The organism is Bacteroides thetaiotaomicron VPI-5482 (assembly GCF_000011065.1).
GTDB classification, from domain to species: Bacteria; Bacteroidota; Bacteroidia; order Bacteroidales; family Bacteroidaceae; genus Bacteroides; species Bacteroides thetaiotaomicron.
The window spans coordinates 1668653-1687458 of the sequence record NC_004663.1 but is presented as its reverse complement, the minus strand read 5'-3'; the positions used below and the strand labels follow the sequence as shown (position 1 = coordinate 1687458).

The 18806-nt window shown below is 35.3% G+C and carries 17 protein-coding genes; all 17 read left to right on the top strand.

What is annotated here, in order from left to right; translation table 11 throughout:
- The first annotated feature begins 1 nt into the window (after window position 1).
- The 17 genes from BT_RS06880 (at window position 2) to BT_RS24985 (ending at window position 18806) form a co-directional block, all read left to right on the top strand.
- Window positions 2-1708, top strand: a complete 1707-nt coding sequence (locus BT_RS06880) for a serine protease (protein ID WP_011107737.1) — start codon at window positions 2-4, stop codon at window positions 1706-1708.
- A 552-nt stretch (window positions 1709-2260) separates the two neighbouring features.
- On the top strand, window positions 2261-2833 hold the full coding sequence (locus BT_RS06875) for a UpxY family transcription antiterminator (protein WP_008764923.1): 573 nt from the start codon (window positions 2261-2263) through the stop codon (window positions 2831-2833).
- Between the two features lie 45 nt (window positions 2834-2878).
- The gene (locus BT_RS06870; RefSeq protein ID WP_011107736.1) at window positions 2879-3247 is read left to right on the top strand and encodes a UpxZ family transcription anti-terminator antagonist; all 369 of its coding nucleotides are present in this window, start codon (window positions 2879-2881) and stop codon (window positions 3245-3247) included.
- A 15-nt stretch (window positions 3248-3262) separates the two neighbouring features.
- Window positions 3263-5674: an SLBB domain-containing protein gene (locus BT_RS06865; protein ID WP_162303164.1), complete on the top strand. Its 2412-nt coding sequence runs from the start codon at window positions 3263-3265 to the stop codon at window positions 5672-5674.
- 14 nt (window positions 5675-5688) lie between these two features.
- On the top strand, window positions 5689-6828 hold the full coding sequence (locus BT_RS06860) for a chain-length determining protein (RefSeq protein ID WP_011107734.1): 1140 nt from the start codon (window positions 5689-5691) through the stop codon (window positions 6826-6828).
- Between the two features lie 13 nt (window positions 6829-6841).
- The gene (locus tag BT_RS06855; RefSeq protein ID WP_011107733.1) at window positions 6842-8383 is read left to right on the top strand and encodes a lipopolysaccharide biosynthesis protein; all 1542 of its coding nucleotides are present in this window, start codon (window positions 6842-6844) and stop codon (window positions 8381-8383) included.
- Entirely contained in the window at window positions 8383-9420 is a 1038-nt protein-coding gene (locus BT_RS06850; RefSeq protein ID WP_011107732.1) for a glycosyltransferase family 2 protein, read from the top strand. Before BT_RS06855 ends, BT_RS06850 begins: the two co-directional genes overlap by 1 nt.
- 13 nt (window positions 9421-9433) lie before the next feature.
- Entirely contained in the window at window positions 9434-10603 is a 1170-nt protein-coding gene (locus BT_RS06845; RefSeq protein WP_011107731.1) for a glycosyltransferase, read from the top strand.
- Window position 10604: 1 nt separating this feature from the next.
- Window positions 10605-11378: a glucose-1-phosphate cytidylyltransferase gene (rfbF, locus tag BT_RS06840; RefSeq protein WP_011107730.1), complete on the top strand. Its 774-nt coding sequence runs from the start codon at window positions 10605-10607 to the stop codon at window positions 11376-11378.
- A gap of 11 nt (window positions 11379-11389) precedes the next feature.
- Entirely contained in the window at window positions 11390-12490 is a 1101-nt protein-coding gene (rfbG, locus tag BT_RS06835; RefSeq protein ID WP_011107729.1) for a CDP-glucose 4,6-dehydratase, read from the top strand.
- A complete protein-coding gene (locus BT_RS06830; RefSeq protein WP_162303195.1) occupies window positions 12487-12924 on the top strand; it encodes a dTDP-4-dehydrorhamnose 3,5-epimerase in 438 nt (145 codons plus the stop codon). The genes rfbG and BT_RS06830 overlap by 4 nt, the downstream gene beginning before the upstream one ends.
- Window positions 12921-13811, top strand: a complete 891-nt coding sequence (locus tag BT_RS06825) for an NAD-dependent epimerase/dehydratase family protein (RefSeq protein WP_011107727.1) — start codon at window positions 12921-12923, stop codon at window positions 13809-13811. Before BT_RS06830 ends, BT_RS06825 begins: the two co-directional genes overlap by 4 nt.
- Window positions 13812-13836: 25 nt before the next feature.
- On the top strand, window positions 13837-14694 hold the full coding sequence (locus BT_RS06820) for a glycosyltransferase family 2 protein (RefSeq protein WP_011107726.1): 858 nt from the start codon (window positions 13837-13839) through the stop codon (window positions 14692-14694).
- An 8-nt stretch (window positions 14695-14702) separates the two neighbouring features.
- Entirely contained in the window at window positions 14703-15728 is a 1026-nt protein-coding gene (locus BT_RS06815) for a CapA family protein (RefSeq protein WP_011107725.1), read from the top strand.
- 17 nt (window positions 15729-15745) lie between these two features.
- Window positions 15746-16639: an ATP-grasp fold amidoligase family protein gene (locus tag BT_RS06810; protein ID WP_011107724.1), complete on the top strand. Its 894-nt coding sequence runs from the start codon at window positions 15746-15748 to the stop codon at window positions 16637-16639.
- Entirely contained in the window at window positions 16639-17742 is a 1104-nt protein-coding gene (locus BT_RS06805) for a glycosyltransferase family 4 protein (protein WP_011107723.1), read from the top strand. The genes BT_RS06810 and BT_RS06805 overlap by 1 nt, the downstream gene beginning before the upstream one ends.
- Window positions 17739-18806, top strand: coding sequence for an EpsG family protein (locus BT_RS24985; protein WP_011107722.1), 1068 nt, complete (start codon window positions 17739-17741; stop codon window positions 18804-18806). The genes BT_RS06805 and BT_RS24985 overlap by 4 nt, the downstream gene beginning before the upstream one ends.

Genomic DNA, 18806 nt, shown 5'->3' with positions numbered 1-18806 from the left:
TATGAAGAAACTTTTAATCTTACCTTTAGCGCTTTTCCTCTTGGTGCAGAGCGGTCTGGCGCAAACCCCGAAATGGGTGGAGAAGGCGAAACGTGCTGTTTTCTCAGTAATAACTTATGATAAGAATGACAAGATGCTGAATACCGGAAACGGATTTTTCGTATCCGAAGACGGACTGGCTCTTTCTGACTACAGTCTTTTCAAAGGGGCTGAGCGTGCGGTGATTGTCACAGCCGAAGGCAAGCAAATGCCGGTCAGCCTGATTTTGGGAGCAGATGATATGTACGATGTGATCAAGTTTCGTGTGGCCATCACCGAGAAGAAAGTGCCGTCACTGGTAGTGGCGACTACTGCTCCGGCTGCAGGCGCTGACGCATGGATGCTTCCTTATTCTACGCAGAAGAGCATTGCCTGCGTTTCGGGTAAAGTGAAGGATGTATCGAAGATTGCCGGAGAATACCATTACTATACCTTGAGTATGCAGATGAAAGACAAGATGGTGAGTTGTCCGGTGATGAATGCGGAAGGCCAGGTGTTCGGTATTTCACAGAAGTCCTCCGGTGTGGATACGGTAACGACTTGTTATGCGGCAGGGGCAGCTTTTGCAATGTCGCAGAAGATTAGTGCTCTGTCTTTGGGAGACGTTGCTCTGAAGAATATCGGTATCCGGAAAGGATTGCCCGAAGCGGAGGATCAGGCATTGGTGTATCTGTTTATGGCTTCCACGCAGATGTCGGCTGATGAATATGAGAAATTGCTGGACGATTTCATTCGCCAGTTCCCCAGCAGTACCGATGGATATATCCGCCGTGCCAACTATTACGTAGCAAAAGGTAAGGATGACCAGTCTTATTTTGACAAGGCTGTAGCCGACTTTAATCAAGCCTTGAAGGTGGCGGCTAAAAAGGATGATGTGTATTATAATATCGCCAAGCTGATATACGGTTATCAGCTTTCAAAACCGGAAACGACTTATAAAGACTGGACGTATGATACGGCTTTGAAAAATCTCCGTCAGGCGATGGCTATCGATCCTTTGCCCGTTTATACGCAGTTGGAAGGAGATATACTTTTTGCACAGCAGGACTATGCAGGCGCTTTGGCCGCTTATGAGAAGGTGAATGCCAGCAATCTGGCTTCAGCAGCCTCATTCTTTAGTGCCGCCAAGACGAAAGAATTGCTGAAGGCAGATGCCAAAGAAGTGTTGGCATTGATGGACAGTTGCATTGCTCGTTGTCCGCAGCCTGTCACGGCAAATTTTGCTCCTTATCTGCTGGAACGTGCACAGATATATATGAACAACGATCAGGCAAGAAATGCAATGCTCGATTATGATGCTTATTATAAGGCTGTGAACGGACAGGTCAATGACCTTTTCTATTATTATCGTGAGCAGGCTGCGCTGAAAGCCCGTCAATATCAGCGTGCATTGGATGATATCGTGAAAGCGGTTGAATTGAGCCCCAAAGATTTGACTTATCGGGCAGAACATGCAGTGGTTAATCTGCGTGTAGGACGTTACGAAGAATCCATGAAGATACTGAATGAAATTCTGAAAGACGAGCCGAAATATGGGGAAGCATACCGGTTGTTGGGCCTTTGTCAGATACAGTTGAAGAAGACGGACGAAGCTTGCGGAAACTTCAATAAAGCGAAGGAACTGGGTGATCCGAATGTGGATGAACTTATAAAAAAATATTGTAAATAAGCGGAGGTGCTTGGAAAGAATAACGTCTTACTTTCTTTTCGGACTCCTTAGTAGTAAAAATAAACCCCTGCCGGCTTCTACAGTCGGCAGGGGTTCTCGTTTTTGGGGACGTTTGTAAAATACTCTCTCTCTCTAATTTCTCCCCACTTGTCAAGTTCAGGTTTCAGGTCTTAATATGATATATAGGTTTGATTCTTTTTTTCTCCCGTTTATAAGTTAAATGCAGCAGTTTATAGAATACTGCATCCTTTCTTTATTTTTTTTCTCAGAATAGTTATTTTTTTTCTTTTTATGGTAAAATCTTCTGATTGAGGTGGAGCTTTTAATTCTTTTTTAAGGGCTGGGCAATGAAAATATTGAATATTTCATTGTTCGTAAATGGTATAATAAATAGGTGTTGAAAATGAAACAAACAGATTTTTCCCTCTAATTATGGTCGTTTAACGAAAATATTATTGTTTTTTATTTGCGTATATTGGTAAATATGGTCATCTTTGCACCGTTATTCGTTTCTGTTTGTTAAAGAATAACGAATAAGTGTGGGGTAAATAGATGATTTTTAGTAAAAAAGACATTCAAGAAGTTCTGCCGGCAGATGTGACTGGCAGGAGCGTAGCGCACCCTAAACGTTGGTTGGTGGCTTTAGTACGTATTTCTCATGAGAAGAAAACGAGTGAGCGACTATCTAAAATGGGTATTGAAAACTTCCTTCCTGTTCAGCAAGAAGTGCATCAATGGAGTGATCGTCGAAAGGTAGTCGAGCGTGTTCTTCTTCCGATGATGATATTTGTGCATGTCGATATGTATGAACAGAAAGAAGTTTTGACATTGGGCTCTATCAGCCGATATATGGTATTGCGTGGAGAAAGTACTCCTGCTGTCATTCCGGATGAACAGATGCACCGCTTTAAATTTATGCTAGACTATTCGGACGAGGCGATTAATATGAGTACGACTCCCTTGTCACCAGGAACCAAGATTAAGGTTATCAAAGGGCCATTATCCGGACTTCAGGGAGAATTGGTTACAGTAAATGGAAAATCGAAAGTAGCAGTCCGGCTAACTATGTTGGGATGTGCTTTTGTAGATATACCAGTAGGGTGTGTAGAGCCTCTGGAGAAATAAGGGTTTAAATATAAGTGAAACAAGCATTAAGTGAATAAAAGGGGTATGGTGAGTTTTTTACTACAAGAAAATATTGATGAACTGCAACATCTGGCAGATCATTTACTTCACATCGGTGATAAAAATGGGTATGTATACGCCGATGACCTTTCTGCATTACAACAATCAATCCACGAAAAGATAAACGATTTATATTCACAACGGGGGGAGACACCGGAGCAGGATGCTACCCTGTGTTTGGCCATCCTTCAGGGATATAATGTGTCGATGTACGCCAATCCGGAAGACGAGGATAGAAAACGGTCTGTCTTGCAGCGTTCTCTGACCCTTCTTGATGTTCTTCCCCCTTCTCTTCTTAAACAACAGTTGTCTGCGGTCTGTCATGGTATGCAGGAACTGTGTGAAACCAACTAACTTTTTTATTTGTCAATGAAAATACAACGACTTTTTAGCATTCTACTTTTTTGTTCTATGCTGGGAAGTGGCTCGCTTATGGCCCAGTCCATGAGTGACTCACAGGTACTGGAATATGTAAAGGACGGCATCCGGCAAGGCAAGGAACAGAAGCAGCTTGCTTCCGAGCTTGCGCGTAAAGGTGTGACCAAGGAACAGGCTATGCGTGTGAAGCAGCTCTATGAGCAGCAGAACAATGTAAACACTTCCCAATCCACGGGTACGGATATCAACGAGTCCCGCCTTCGTGAAGAGACTAAGGAAAATACTTCCGACATGCTGGAAGATCATCCGACTACGGAAGATTTGGCCCGTGAGGACCAGGTTTTCGGGCGCAACATCTTCAATACCCGCAACCTGACGTTCGAGCCTAGTGTCAACCTTGCCACTCCTGCCAATTACCGTCTGGGCCCCGGTGATGAAGTCATCATCGATATCTGGGGTGCCAGCCAGAACACGATCCGCCAGCAGATCTCTCCTGAAGGCACCATCAATATTCAGAAGATCGGTCCTGTCAACCTTAGCGGTATGACAGTCTCCGCCGCCAACGACTATCTGAAGAATGCCCTGAATAAGATCTATAACGGTCTGAACAATACTACCGACCCTACTTCCGACATCCGTCTGACTTTGGGTAATATCCGTACTATCCAGATCAATGTGATGGGAGAGGTCGTACAGCCGGGTACCTACGCCCTTTCTTCCTTCTCTACCGTCTTCCATGCGCTTTACCGTGCAGGCGGTGTGAGTGATATCGGCAGCCTCCGAAACGTTCAGTTGGTACGCAACGGAAAGAATATCGCCACCATCGACGTTTATGAATTTATCATGAAAGGCAACACACAGGATGACATCCGCCTTCAGGAAGGTGACGTGGTTATCGTCCCCGCCTACGATGTCTTGGTAAAGATCAGCGGCAAGGTAAAACGCCCTATGCGTTTCGAAATGAAGAAAGACGAGAACCTTGCCACTTTAATCAAATATGCCGGCGGCTTTGAAGCCGATGCCTACACCCGTTCATTGCGTGTTGTCCGTCAGAATGGTGAGGAATATGAGGTCAACACGGTCAAGGATATGGACTACAGCATCTACACAATGCGTAACGGTGACGTTGTAACAGCCGAAGCCATCCTTAACCGCTTCACAAACAAACTGGAAATCCGTGGCGCTGTCTATCGTCCCGGTATCTACCAGCTCAGCGGTAAACTGAATACGATCCGCGAACTTGTCCATGAAGCCCAGGGCCTGACCGGTGACGCTTTTCTGAATCGTGCCGTCCTTTATCGCCAGCGTGAGGATTTGACCAGTGAAGTTGTTCAGATAGACATCAAGTCTATCATGAACGGTACTTCCCCGAACCTCGCCCTGATGAAGAATGACATCCTTTACATTCCGAGCATTCACGATCTGGAAGATCGTGGCAATGTCACAGTTCACGGTGAAGTCGCGCATCCCGATTCCTATCCCTATGCTGATAACATGACACTTGAGGATCTGATCATCCAGGCCGGTGGCTTGAAAGAAGCCGCCTCCACTGTCCGCATTGATGTGTCGAGACGAATCAAGAATCCCCGTAGTACCGCGGATAATGATACGATCGGTCAGATGTATACCTTCTCTTTAAAGGATGGTTTTGTCATCGACGGTCAGCCCGGTTTTATCCTTCAGCCTTATGACGAAGTTTATGTTCGTCGCAGTCCGGGTTATCAGGCGCAACAGAATGTAGTCATTGATGGTGAAATCCTTTTCGGAGGAAATTATGCCATGACCAACCGTGAGGAACGTCTTTCCGATCTGGTGAATAAAGCGGGTGGTCCTACGAGTCTTGCCTATCTTCGTGGTGCGAAATTGACCCGTGTGGCAAGTGCGGGTGAGAAGAAACGTATGGGTGATGTGATTCGCCTGATGAGCAGGCAATTGGGTGAAGCCATGATTGACTCTTTGGGTATTGGTGTTGAGGATACCTTTACGGTAGGCATTGATCTGGAGAAGGCTTTGACTAATCCTAAGGGTAGTGCCGACCTTGTCCTACGTGAAGGTGATGTGGTCTTTATACCTAAGAATACTAATACTGTAACTATCAATGGTGCTGTCATGGTTCCGAATACGGTTTCTTATATGAAGGGAAAGAATGTGGATTATTACCTGAATCAGGCCGGTGGTTATTCTGATAATGCAAGGAAGAGTAAGAAGTTCATTGTTTACATGAATGGTCAGGTGACGAAGGTTAAGGGAAGTGGTAAGAAACAGATTGAGCCGGGGTGTGAGATTATTGTGCCTAGTAAGGCTAAGAAGAAAGGGAACATAGCTAATATTTTAGGTTATGCTACTTCCTTCAGTTCTTTGGGAATGATGATTGCTTCTATTGCTAATCTTATAAAGAAATAATAGAATTTACTTTTATGTCAGAACAACGACAGGATAAAAACTTGCTCTCTGAACCACACAAGACAGAAAGTGATGAGATAGAAATTGATTTGGTTGATATCTTTCGCAAGATTATTGCTATTCGTAGAAAATTATACAAAGCCATTGGAGTTGGTTTTATTATTGGAATGATTGTAGCAGTAAGTATTCCTAAACAGTATACAGTAAAGGTTACCCTTTCTCCAGAAATGGGGAGTTCCAAGGGTGGTAATGGTTTAGCGGGACTTGCAGCATCTTTTTTGGGAAGTTCAGCTACTACGGGTGAGGTCTCTGATGCTTTGAATGCTTCCCTTTCCTCTGACATTGTTTCGTCCACTCCTTTTCTTTTGGAATTATTAGATATGAAAGTTGCTTTATCGGATGAAAGAACAGATATAACTTTAATGGATTATTTGGATAGGCAATCTTCTCCTTGGTGGAATTATGTTATAGGTTTGCCTGGAATGGTAATTGGTGGTGTGAAGTCTTTGTTCAATAGTGATGATAATGATAATTCACTTAATAAAGTGAAATCGGGTACTATTGAACTAACAAAAGAAGAAGGTATAAAAGTCAATGTTTTGAAAAAGAATATATCTGCTTCTGTTGATAAAAAAACGGCTATAACAAGTGTCTCTGTTACTTTGCAAGATCCTAAAGTAACTGCGGTTGTTGCAGATTCTGTAGTTCATAAATTGCAAGAATGTATCGTTGGTTATCGCATTTCTAAAGCGGAAGAAGATTGTATTTATTTGGAAAAACTATATAAAGAGCGCCAACAAGAGTATTATGTTGCTCAAAAGAAATATGCAGATTATGTGGATACACATGACAACCTCATACTTCAAAGCGTTCGTGCGGAACAGGAGCGATTGCAAAATGACATGAATTTAGCTTATCAGGTTTATAGTCAGGTTGCCAATCAGTTACAAGTAGCCAGAGCAAAAGTTCAGGAGGAGAAGCCTGTTTTTGCAGTGATAGAACCTGCGGTTGTACCTCAACATGCTTCTAGTATCGGATTAAGAATTTATGTTTTGTTATTTATATTTTTGTCTGTATGTTATACTATTAGCTGGAATTTATTAGGCAAAAAAATTAGGTATATTTTGAAGGGTAGTAAGGAGAATCAACAATAATCTTTTGATATTGATGAACGGAAATACTCGAACGAAGAGAAGTTTAAAAAATATGCAAACAGCATTGCTGTTTTATATTATTAATTTAGTATTAGCTTTCATTTCTAGAAAAGTTTTTATCGACCATTTAGGTATTGAGGTATTAGGACTTAATACAACAGCTACTAATATTTTGGGTTTTTTAAATATAGCTGAATTAGGTATAGGTTCTGCAATATCTTATACTCTTTATCATCCTTTATTTGAAAAAGACAGACAAATGGTGAATGAAATTGTTTCTGTGCAGGGATGGCTTTATCGTAAAGTTGCTTATGTTATGATATTGGGTGCTTGTATTTTAATCTTTTTTTTTCCTTTAATTTTTAAAAAGATGGAGTTACCTATGTGGTATGCATATGCTTCTTTTATTGTACTATTAGTAAGTTCTTTATTTGGCTATTTTATCAATTATCGCCAAATTGTGCTTATTGCTGATCAAAAAGAATATAAAGTAACATATTGTGTACAAGGTGGTAAAACTTTGAAATATATATTGCAAATTATCGCAATCATGTGGCTTATGCATGGTTATGTTTATTGGTTAGTTATAGAGCTTTTGGTTTCATTCATTATAGCGTGTGCTCTCAATGTAATTATAAAAAAAGAATATTTTTGGTTGAATACTTACCCATCAAAAGGGAAACTTTTGAGAAAGAAGTATCCAGAAATCATTACTAAAACTAAACAATTATTTTTTCATCGAATTGCAGCATTTGTATTGAGTCAAACAAGTCCTTTAATTATATATGCATATGCTTCATTAACGTTGGTGGCTATATATGGTAACTATATGTTGATAATTGGTGGGATTACATTATTTGTTAATTCATGTTTTAATGGAATGTCTGCGGGAATAGGTAATTTGGTAGCAGAGGGAAATAAAGCGAAAATAAAGTCTTTTTATTGGGAAATGGTTGCTGTGCGTTATTGGTTTGCATCTATACTTTGTTTTAGTTTATTTATGTTAACTAATTCTTTTGTTTCTCTATGGGTGGGGGAGAAGTATATACTGCCTCAAAGTACTTTTATATTGCTACTTATTTATGTTTTTATTGTTTGTACAAGGGTGCATGATCTTTTTATTGCTGCTTTTGGAATGTATCAGGATATATGGGCACCAGCTTTGGAGGCTGGTATTAATATAGGTTGTTCTATTTTATTGGGTTATTATTGGGGATTAAATGGGATTATAGGCGGAGTAATTTTAAGTTTATTGTTGATTATATTTTGTTGGAAGCCTTATTTTCTTTTTAGATATGGTTTTAGGGATTCTATAAAGGGATATATATTTGTGTGTTTGAAATATCTATTATTAATATTTTTAGCTTCATTTATCACCTATCAGATAATTAATGTTTTTATGTACATTGAGGTTGATAATATAATGCAATGGATGATGAAAGCATGTTTATGTGTAGGTGTTTATTTTATTGTAAGTGTAGTATTATTTAGAACTTTTGATTCTACTTTTTTTAAATTTATTAATCGTATTGTTACCTTGATATACAAAAGATAATGGATAGAGAATTGCCTTTAGTGAGTGTAATTGTTCCTGTTTATAATGTAGAAAAATATCTGAGACAATGTTTAGATTCATTGATCTCTCAAACGCTTCAGAATATTGAGATTATTTGTGTTAATGATGCTTCACCAGATAATTCATTAGCTATATTGAAAGAATATGAAGCTAAGGACAAACGAATAGTTGTTGTCGATTTATACGAGAATATGAGACAGGGTGGCGCTCGTAATCGAGGAATTGAATATGCTCGGGCGAATTATATTGCTTTTGTGGATAGTGATGATTGGGTATCCGTAGATATATATGAGAAGCTTTTTGCATGTGCATTGATGAATGATGCGGATATCGTAAATTGTGACTATTATGAATATAGGGGGGAAGATAATATAAAGAAATATATAAAATACAAAGAGTTAACTTTTAATATGCTAAAAGAAATAGCTAATAAAGAATTCATTTTAAGACTTCCTTCCCCATGTCATAACTTATATCGAAAAGCTATATTTAGTGATAATGAGATTCGGTTTCCAGAGCAGATATTTTGGGAAGACGCTGCTATAATGTCTTTAATTTTTTTATTAGCGGATAAAATAGTTAAGGTTAATGAGCCTTTATACTATTATAGATTGAATAATGATTCAACATCACGTAGAAAAAATAATTATCGTTTTTTTGAACGTCTTATTGGAGCAAATCTATTTTTTCAAAATTTGAAAGCGTTTGGCTTTTATAAAAAATATAAAGAAGAGATAGATTATCAATATATTAATTTAACCTATGATGCTATTATATGGGGATGTTTAAATGATTTTCGTCCGATTGAAAAGAAGCGTCTAGAAATGGCTAAAATAGATATAATAAAAAATATCCCAGATTTTAGAAATAATAAATATTATAAATCAAGAGGCTTTAGTGCTAAGAAAATTATAGTCAATTGTATTACAGTTAATACAAAATTGGGAATTGTTATGTATATATTATATAATTTCTTACACTTTTTTGTAAGAAGAATGTTGAGAATAAAACCCTGATTTTTATATTATTATGAATATTCTTTTTATAGATAATTTAGAACCTAATCCGTTGTTAGGTGGAATTAGTCGTGTTATTTCATGTCTTGCTTCTTCTTTAAAAGAAAATTATGGATTTGTGGTTTCTCATGCAGCTGAGAAATTTGACAAGCATAAGCAAACTGAATTGGATATAATATTGAAAGATGATCAGTCATATATTCCAATATTACGTCAATTTTTGATTAATAAAGATATTGATATTATTGTAAACATGCGACCCACTTATTGCGTTGGTATTATAAATAAGGCTAAAGCAGATTTAAAATGTAAATATATAATAGAGTATCATAGTACACCTTTTTATGCTAGAAAAGATAAAAAGTTTGCTTTTAAGCGTTTGTTACGATATGATATCAAGCAAGAGCCTTTCAGATACTCAATAAAATTATTATTATTTCCGTTGTGGTATCATTTATCATATTTGAGAGTGTCGAAGTTGTGGAAAAGAAATTATATAAATGCAGATAAGTATATTCTTTTATCAAATAATTATATTGATGATTTTGTAAATGAATTTAATATAATAGATGCTTCGAAATTGTTAGCTATTAATAATCCATTGTCATATAAAGAATTTCTTCCTATTAGTAGACTTCAAAACAAGCAGAAGAGAGTTCTTATCGTTTCACGCCTATGGAATTATAAGAGAATTGATATGTCACTTGAAATTTGGAAATTGATAGAAGAACAAGTTGGAGATTGGGAACTTCGTATAATAGGAGATGGTCCAGAAGAGGAATATCTGAGAAGACTCGTTTGTCGATATAATCTGAAAAGAGTTGTTTTTGTTGGAAATACAGAACCTAAAGAGGAATATGAGAAGGCTTCTCTTTTTATCAGTAACTCAGCAATTGATGGATGGATGATTACATTGACGGAGGCGCAACAGATGGGAACTGTTCCCTTGGTTATGGATTCTTATAAAGCTGTGTACCAGATAATAACAAATCATGAGGATGGGATTATTATTCAAAATAATAATGTTGATGAGTTTGCTATACAATTGCTCACCCTAATGAAAAATGATGTAAAACGTGAAGAAATGGCAAAGGCGGCTATTAAAAATAGTAAGCGTTTTGCAGTGGAGAATATTGTTGCTCAATGGGTAGAATTATTTCAAGAACTAACTTTAAATAAATAAAATGAAAGCTGTGATATTAGCAGGCGGGTATGGTACTCGGTTAAGTGAGGCAACTAATCTGATTCCTAAGCCAATGGTGGAAATTGGAGGAAAACCCATTCTATGGCATATAATGAAGATATATAGCTATTATGGAATAAATGATTTTATTATTTGCTGTGGTTATAAACAATATGTTATAAAAGAGTATTTCTCAAATTATTTTCGACATAACTCGGATCTAACTGTGGATTTGTCAACAAATAGTATACAAATTCATGATAATCATTCTGAACATTGGAAAGTAACGATGGTGGATACTGGTTTGAATACAATGACAGGTGGTCGCATTAAACGTGTACAGAAATACATTGGTAATGAGGCTTTTTGCCTTACTTATGGTGATGGAGTTGCAGATATTAATATTGCAGATACGATTGATCAACATAAAAAATCAGGTAAAGCTCTTTCTATGACAGCTTATCAACCTGGTGGACGATTGGGAGTGTTGGATATACTGGATGATGGAACTTTAGATTCTTTTGTCGAGAAGCCTCAAGAAAGTGGTACTTGGATTAATGCAGGTTTTTTCATTTGTGAGCCTTTCATTTTTAATATGTTGAAGGGAGACATGGAAATGTTTGAAAAAGAACCAATGCAACGTTTAGTAGCACAGAAACAAGTACATGTGTATAAACACACAGGCTTTTGGAAGCCGATGGATACACTTCGTGATAATGCAGAACTAAATGCAATGTGGGATAAGAGAAATGCTCCTTGGCAAATTTGGAAATAAAATATATATATATGGCATTTAATAACGTATATCAAGGCAAGAAAGTATTAGTAACTGGAAATACAGGTTTTAAAGGTTCATGGTTATCGACTTGGTTGTTGATGATGGGGGCTGATGTATATGGATATTCAAGTGATATTCCTACTGATCCCTCAATGTTTGAAACACTTAAACTCAAAGACAAACTTCATCACTGTTTTGGTGATATTCGTGATAAAGCAAAACTGAATGAGTTTGTGCAAAAAGTAAAGCCCGACTTTATTTTCCATTTAGCTGCGCAAGCTATTGTTTCTACTTCTTATAAATTTCCTTTTGATACAATAACTACAAATGTTGTTGGGACGGCATCCGTATTGGAAGCTATTTGTAATATAACATGGCATTGTACGTGTGTATTGATAACAAGTGATAAAGCGTATGATAATGTGGAATGGATATGGGGATATCGAGAAACAGATGCTATGGGAGGAAAAGATGTATATTCGGGTTCTAAAGGTGCGGCAGAACTAGTTATAAAATGTTACTGGAAATCTTTTATTCAGGTTATGCCGAATATAAAGTTGGGAGTAGCACGTGCAGGGAATGTTATAGGTGGGGGAGATTGGGCTAAAGATAGAATTATAGTAGATTGTATTAATGCTTTTTCTCAGAATAGGATTGTTGAGGTGCGTTGTCCTAAAGCTACTCGCCCATGGCAGCATGTACTCGAGCCGTTGAGTGGATATTTGGTTTTAGGACAGTATCTATTTGAAGATAAAGTAAAGAATGGAGAGCCTTTTAATTTTGGTCCACGTGCAGAGCAAACTAAAACTGTATTTGAGTTGGTGCAGGATTTATCAGAACTTTGGGGATTAGATAAAGATCATGTAGCAAAATTGACAGATAATATTCCTTTTAAAGAAGCTAGTTTATTGAAGCTCAATTGCGATAAGGCATTAGCTTATTTAAATTGGCATTCTACTCTTCATTATGAACAATGTGTGCGTTTCATTGCAGATTGGTATAAAACTTTTTATCTTCAACAGAATATAGATATGTACCAACTTACTGTTGCACAGATTAAGGAATATCTAGGGGAGGCTCAGAAACAGCGACTTCAATGGACAAAATGATGTTGGGAGTTAGTATATATCCTTTAAAACAGATTCGTGTTTCAAAGGGGGATGTGTATCATGCACTAAAATCTACAGATTTAGGATATGTAGGGTTTGGTGAGACCTACTTCTCTTGGATCGAGTATGGAGAAGTGAAGGGATGGAAAAGACATAATAGAATGACCTTGAATTTGGTGGTGCCAGTCGGAATGGTTAAGTTTATAATTTATGATGATAGAGAAGGAAGTATGACTTATGGTAAATTCGAAGAAGTTACTCTTTCTCCGGATAGTAGATATTATCGCTTGACTATTGCTCCGGGTTTATGGTTGGCTTTTTGTGGAATTGCAAAAGGTAAATCTATGCTTATGAATGTGATACCAGAACCGCATGATCCGACAGAATCTGATAGAAAAGAGTTGTCTGAAATACCCTATATTTTTAAGATATGAAAATTCTGATTACTGGAGCTACCGGATTTGTTGGAAGAAATCTTGTTCCTTATTTGTTTAGTCATGGATTTGTAGAATTGGCAATTGCCGTGAGAGATCCTCAGAAAGCTATTTCTATGTTTGAAAGTATTCCTTTAACTTATATTTCTTGTGAAAGGACATTTCGCCAACAGATTATTGATTTTGCTCCTGAGGTAGTAATACATTTAGCTACTAATTTCAATTTTCATTCAGATGAAAAATCAGTAAGAGATATAGTTGATGCTAATATATTATTTGGTTCTCTCTTATTGGAAGCTGTTAGTTATACTCCATGTAAATTCTTTATCAATTTGGGTACATTTGCAGAGTATTATTATAATGATGGGAATTTTTTACCTAATACATTTTATGCTGCTACTAAAACAGCTTTTCGTTCCATTATTCAATATTATCAACTGAAAGGTGATTTTAAATGGATAAATTTGATTGGTTATACAATTTATGGCAAAAAAAATGATAGTAAGAAAATAATTGATTATTTGATCGATGCGCTAAATTCACCTATACCATTGAATTTTACAAAAGGAGAACAGATTAATGATTTTATACATATAAATGATGTCTCTGATTTCTTTTATGTGTTACTGTCTAATTTGAATTTGTTAGAAGATACTATGTATACTCAGCTATATCTAGGAACGGGGAAGGGTACTTCTATCAGGGAATTGTCATACATTATAGAGACTGTGTATAAACAAAAGGTTAATGCAAATTGGGGTGGATTGTCATATAGACCATACGATATTATGTATGCAGTGGCACCTATATCTAGGAATCTTGATTTATTAAAATGGAAAACAAAAATAAGTCTTGAAGAAGGCATAAAAATGTTACGATACGAATAATTATAGAATTGGCTTAGAACTCAGAATGAAAATAGCTTGTGTAGTATTAACTTATAATAGATTATCTCTTTTAAAAAGATGTATTGATAGTATTCGTAATCAAACATATCAAGAGTTTGATATATATGTTATTGACAATGCATCTACAGATGGTACTGCTCATTGGCTTTCTTTGCAAAATGATTTAACGGTGATTTCTATTCATGAAAATAAAGGACCTGCCAATGGATTTTATACTTGCCTACAAGTTCCTTATGATGATGGCTATGATTGGATCTGGATGATGGATGATGATGGAGTTGCTGATAAAGGACAGTTAGAAGAATTATTGAATAAGACAGTAAAAAATAATTTGTATTTTACAAATGCATTAGTTTGTAACATAGATAATCCTGAAAAAATTGCATTTGGGGCAAAAAAAACAATTGACACTCAACGCGAAGAATTAATAAAAGGAAATATCAATCCATTTAATGGGACATTTATTCATAGGAGAGTTATTGAAAAAAATGGTAATATAATGAGGGAAATGTATATGTATGGGTGTGAAACAGAATACCAGTTGCGGGCCATTAAAAATGGGTTTCAAGTGGCAACGGTGACTAGTGCTATACATTATCATCCTTCTCCTAAGGTTTCAATATGTCATTTAATCCCTTATATTAAATATTGTTCTATAATTGATTATCCGATAGATACCTTGTTTTATATAAGGAATAAAGCATATATAAATTATACCTATTTGGGTTTTAAAAGGTCATTATTCATGATTACATCTTATTCTTTGTATTATTTATTTCGACTAAAAATAAGAAAAGTTCTTTTATTTTGGAAATATTATAGAGAAGGATGCAAAGGTGTTGTTGGTAATAAGAAACAATAATAAGGGAAATGAAATTTGCGTATACAGGTGATTGTGTTTTACAAGACATTCAAAACATCGCTAGAACGTCGTTTGTAAATTTTGGAAATGAATTATCGAATAATAATTGTCGATTAATTATAAATCTAGAATCTCCATTTATCAAAGGAGATGAATCTCCTATTAAGAATAAAATAACTCTTTCGGCACTCCCTGATTCTATTTGTTTTCTCGATTATTTGATGCCATATTTGATAAATCTAGCAAATAACCATATAAATGATTATGGAAATGAGTCTGTACTTTTCACACAAGAACTATTAGATAAACACCATTTTCATTATTGGGGAGTAGGATATAAAAATGAATTGGATAATAATGTTTGGGTTGATTCGGTTAATAAGATAATAAATATTGCTTATGTAACTCGCACAAGCGACTTTACAGGTTCACGATTGTTTGCTGATATCGATCTAAAAGGGGGATTTTCACCTAATTTGAACCAAGTAGAACAGATACGTAAAAAATACTGGGATTTTAGTATTATTGTTAATATTCATTGGGGAAAAGAAGATATATCATATCCTGAACCGGATAAAAGAGAATTAGCGCATAAGCTAATTGATGCAGGAGTAGATTTGATTATAGGACATCACCCTCATATAATTCAACATTGTGAATACTATAAAGAAAAAATGATTTATTATTCTATTGGAAATTTTTATTTTCCTACAATTGAATATAAAATTGATGGGAGAGTATTCTACAAAAATCCTTTAAAGCATCAAAAAATAGGACTTGTTCCTATAATTGAAATAAATCATGGTGTTATTGATAGAATAATAACTTGGAAAGTGAAAATGGAAGATTCTGGTGAGTTGAGTTGGACTAAAAATGTAAGTCTTTCCTATTTACCTTCCAACATGCTATTTTATAATTTCTGTTATAAAGGGTATGAATTCATATTACTCTTAAAAAGACTATCTACTTTCTTGAAAAGGAATTTTTCTAATCCCAAATTGGTTTTTTCTAAAATATTTGAGAAAATTGGTTGAATGATAAACTAGATATAATGATGAATAATTTGAAACGGATATTAAAGAATCCAAGGCTTATTTTAATTTTTATATTATCCCGATATTGTCATTGGATAGATGATAAAACATACTTATGTATTATGTATTTTATCTATTTTGGCAAATTGTTACATCTTAACTCACCTCGTACTTTTAATGAAAAGTTACAGTGGCTTAAGTTATATGATCGCCATCCTGAATATACGCAAATGGTTGATAAGGCAACTGTAAAAGAATACGTAGCTTCTATTATTGGCGAAAAATATATAATACCTACCTTGGGAGTTTGGGAAAATTTTGATGATATAGATTTCGAGAATATACCTAGTAGTTTTGTCTTGAAATGCACACATGATTCTGGTGGAGTTGTAATTTGTGAAAACAAAAATTTGTTTGACGTTGAGAAGGCTAGAAGTAAATTGTTGAAATCTATGAAAAAAAACTATTATTATGTTGGACGTGAGTATCCTTATAAAGATATTAAGCCTCGTATAATTGCTGAGAAATACATGGTCGATGAATCTCATATAGAATTGAAAGATTATAAGATTCATTTGTTTCATGGGATACCCAATTTTATTCAGGTAGATTTTGATCGTTTTACTAGTCATCATAGAAATTTGTATACAATAGATTGGAAACCACTTGGGAAAGCTATAAAATATCCGGCAGTTTATGAGCGTGAGATCGATAAACCAATTGTTTTAGATGAGATGTTAGAGTTAGCAATGAAACTAGCTTTTAATATTCCTTATGTACGGGCTGATTTTTATTGTATAGGAAATAAAGTTTATTTTGGAGAATTAACTTTTTACCATGGGTCAGGATTTGAAACATTTTCTCCAAAATCTTTTGATGAAGAATTAGGGGCCTTAATTAAGTTATCATAATGAAGATTAATTCTGTTTATTTAGTTTCTCGATTGATAAAATCGGGACCAACGAATCAAGCTTTGAACTTACTTTCAGGTTTTGATAAAAAGAGAGTAAATGCTGTTATTGTTACATTATCAGAAGAGGACTCATTTTCGTCTATGCATAAGGAATTCATAGAAAAAGGTATAGAAGTGGTCCAACTAAAAAGAAAAAAATGGAATCTGTTTTTTGCATTGTTTGATGTAGTTAAATTAGTTAAGGAAAGAAATATTCAGTTAGTGCATTCTTCAGGGTTGAGACCAGACATATTAAATATTTTATTATGGAACCAAAATGTTAAAAAATGTACAACACAGCGATGCGATCCCAAAGATATACTTAATTTCTACTCAAGTACTATCGTAAGCTTTATTTATGTATTGGTGGTACGTCGTTTTCACCGCATCATTGCTTGTTCAGAAGCTCTGTCGCGTATTTTGCATGAAAAGTATAATTTAAAAACTACCTTTGTTCGTAATGGTGTAGACACGACTATCTATTATCCTTTATCACGTGATGAGAAGATTGCATTGAGAAGTAAATATAATATACCGGATGAGAAGCGTATTTATGTTGTGTTAGGTTCGTTAATTCATAGAAAAAATGTTTTACATATTATTAAATCATTTCATTTGATTCATAATGATGACGTTCATCTATTGATTGTCGGAGGGGGACCACTTCAAAAAGAGCTGGAAGAAAAAGCCGCTGGATTAAATATTACTTTTACAGGGAATGTAGCTATTCCGCTTCCCTATATTCAAATGTCTGATATAATGATATCTGCATCATTAGCAGAAGGACTTCCTAATTCAGTGTTGGAAGGACTTGCATGCGGATTGCCTATATTATTTTCAGATATAACTCCACATCAAGAGATATATTATCGTGATACTGCTATAGGAGAATTGTTTTCTAATGATAAGGTCGAGTATTTGGTCGAAGCCGTACAGAAAACATTTAAATGGGATTTAGAAGAAAAAAAAAGAGTTGTACGCGATATGGTGGAGACAAATTTTAGCAAATATGTCACGGCTAGAGCTTATGAAGACCAATATATATCTTTGATTTCGGAATGACTATTTTTTATTATTCCTTTATTATATTGGCGTTATTAGCTTGTTTAACGGTGAGTTTTCGTATAAAAAAACAACAATATCTTATTTTATATTTATTTGTGATCGTATTGTTATCATTATTGGCTGGACTGAGATATGATAATGCAGATTATGAAAATTATTTAGAGATATTTAAAAACCCGTGGGAAGTTTCTCCTGATAAGGGTTTTTCGGCATTTGTTTTGATTGTAAGGTGGTTTACAACATCTCCAATTTATATGTTTTTACCGGTAGCTATAATTGCCGTAAGTTTAAATATATCTTCCTATCGTAAATATTCTCCATATCTATTTGTTTCTGTATTGTTTTATTTTGTACATTCTTTTCTTCTGAAAGAATATGTTCAAATTCGTGCTGGGCTATCGTGTGCTATATGCTTATATGCCATACGATACATCGAATATAAAAGTCTGTGGAAATATATAGCGTGTATGGTAATTGCTATGTCTATACATATGTCCTCTATTATCTTCTTTCCAATGTTTTGGGTATATTATTTTATGAAAAACAAAAGTAATAGTTGTTTGATGTATTTTCTTCTATTGTCTTTTATTATTGGAACATTATATCCATTTGGGCAGGTTATAAAGGCATATGTCCCTTTTCTTGATGAAACAAGTAGAATTGCAACTTATGCTAATTGGGACCAATTTAATAATGAGATAGGGATCTTGACTAATTTTACAACACTGAAACAGATTATTTTGTGTGTGTTGTGTTATATCTATTGGACTAGGTTAAAGGAGGTAATTTCGTGCTTTTCAGTTCTTTATCTGGCTTATGTGTTATCTACTTGTTGGTTGATGCTGTTTAATGATTTTGTGATAATAGGGGCACGTATGGCAACTTTTCTTTCTGTAGGAGAACCCATTTTTTTTGCCGGATTTTTATGCTTATTCAATAAACAGAGTCGGATTTTAGTTACATTATTCTTTATAATTATTTCATGTATTATTATGGATGTAAATCTTCATACAAAGAATCTTGGTGAGTTCAAATTATATCCATTAACTTCTTTGTTTTGA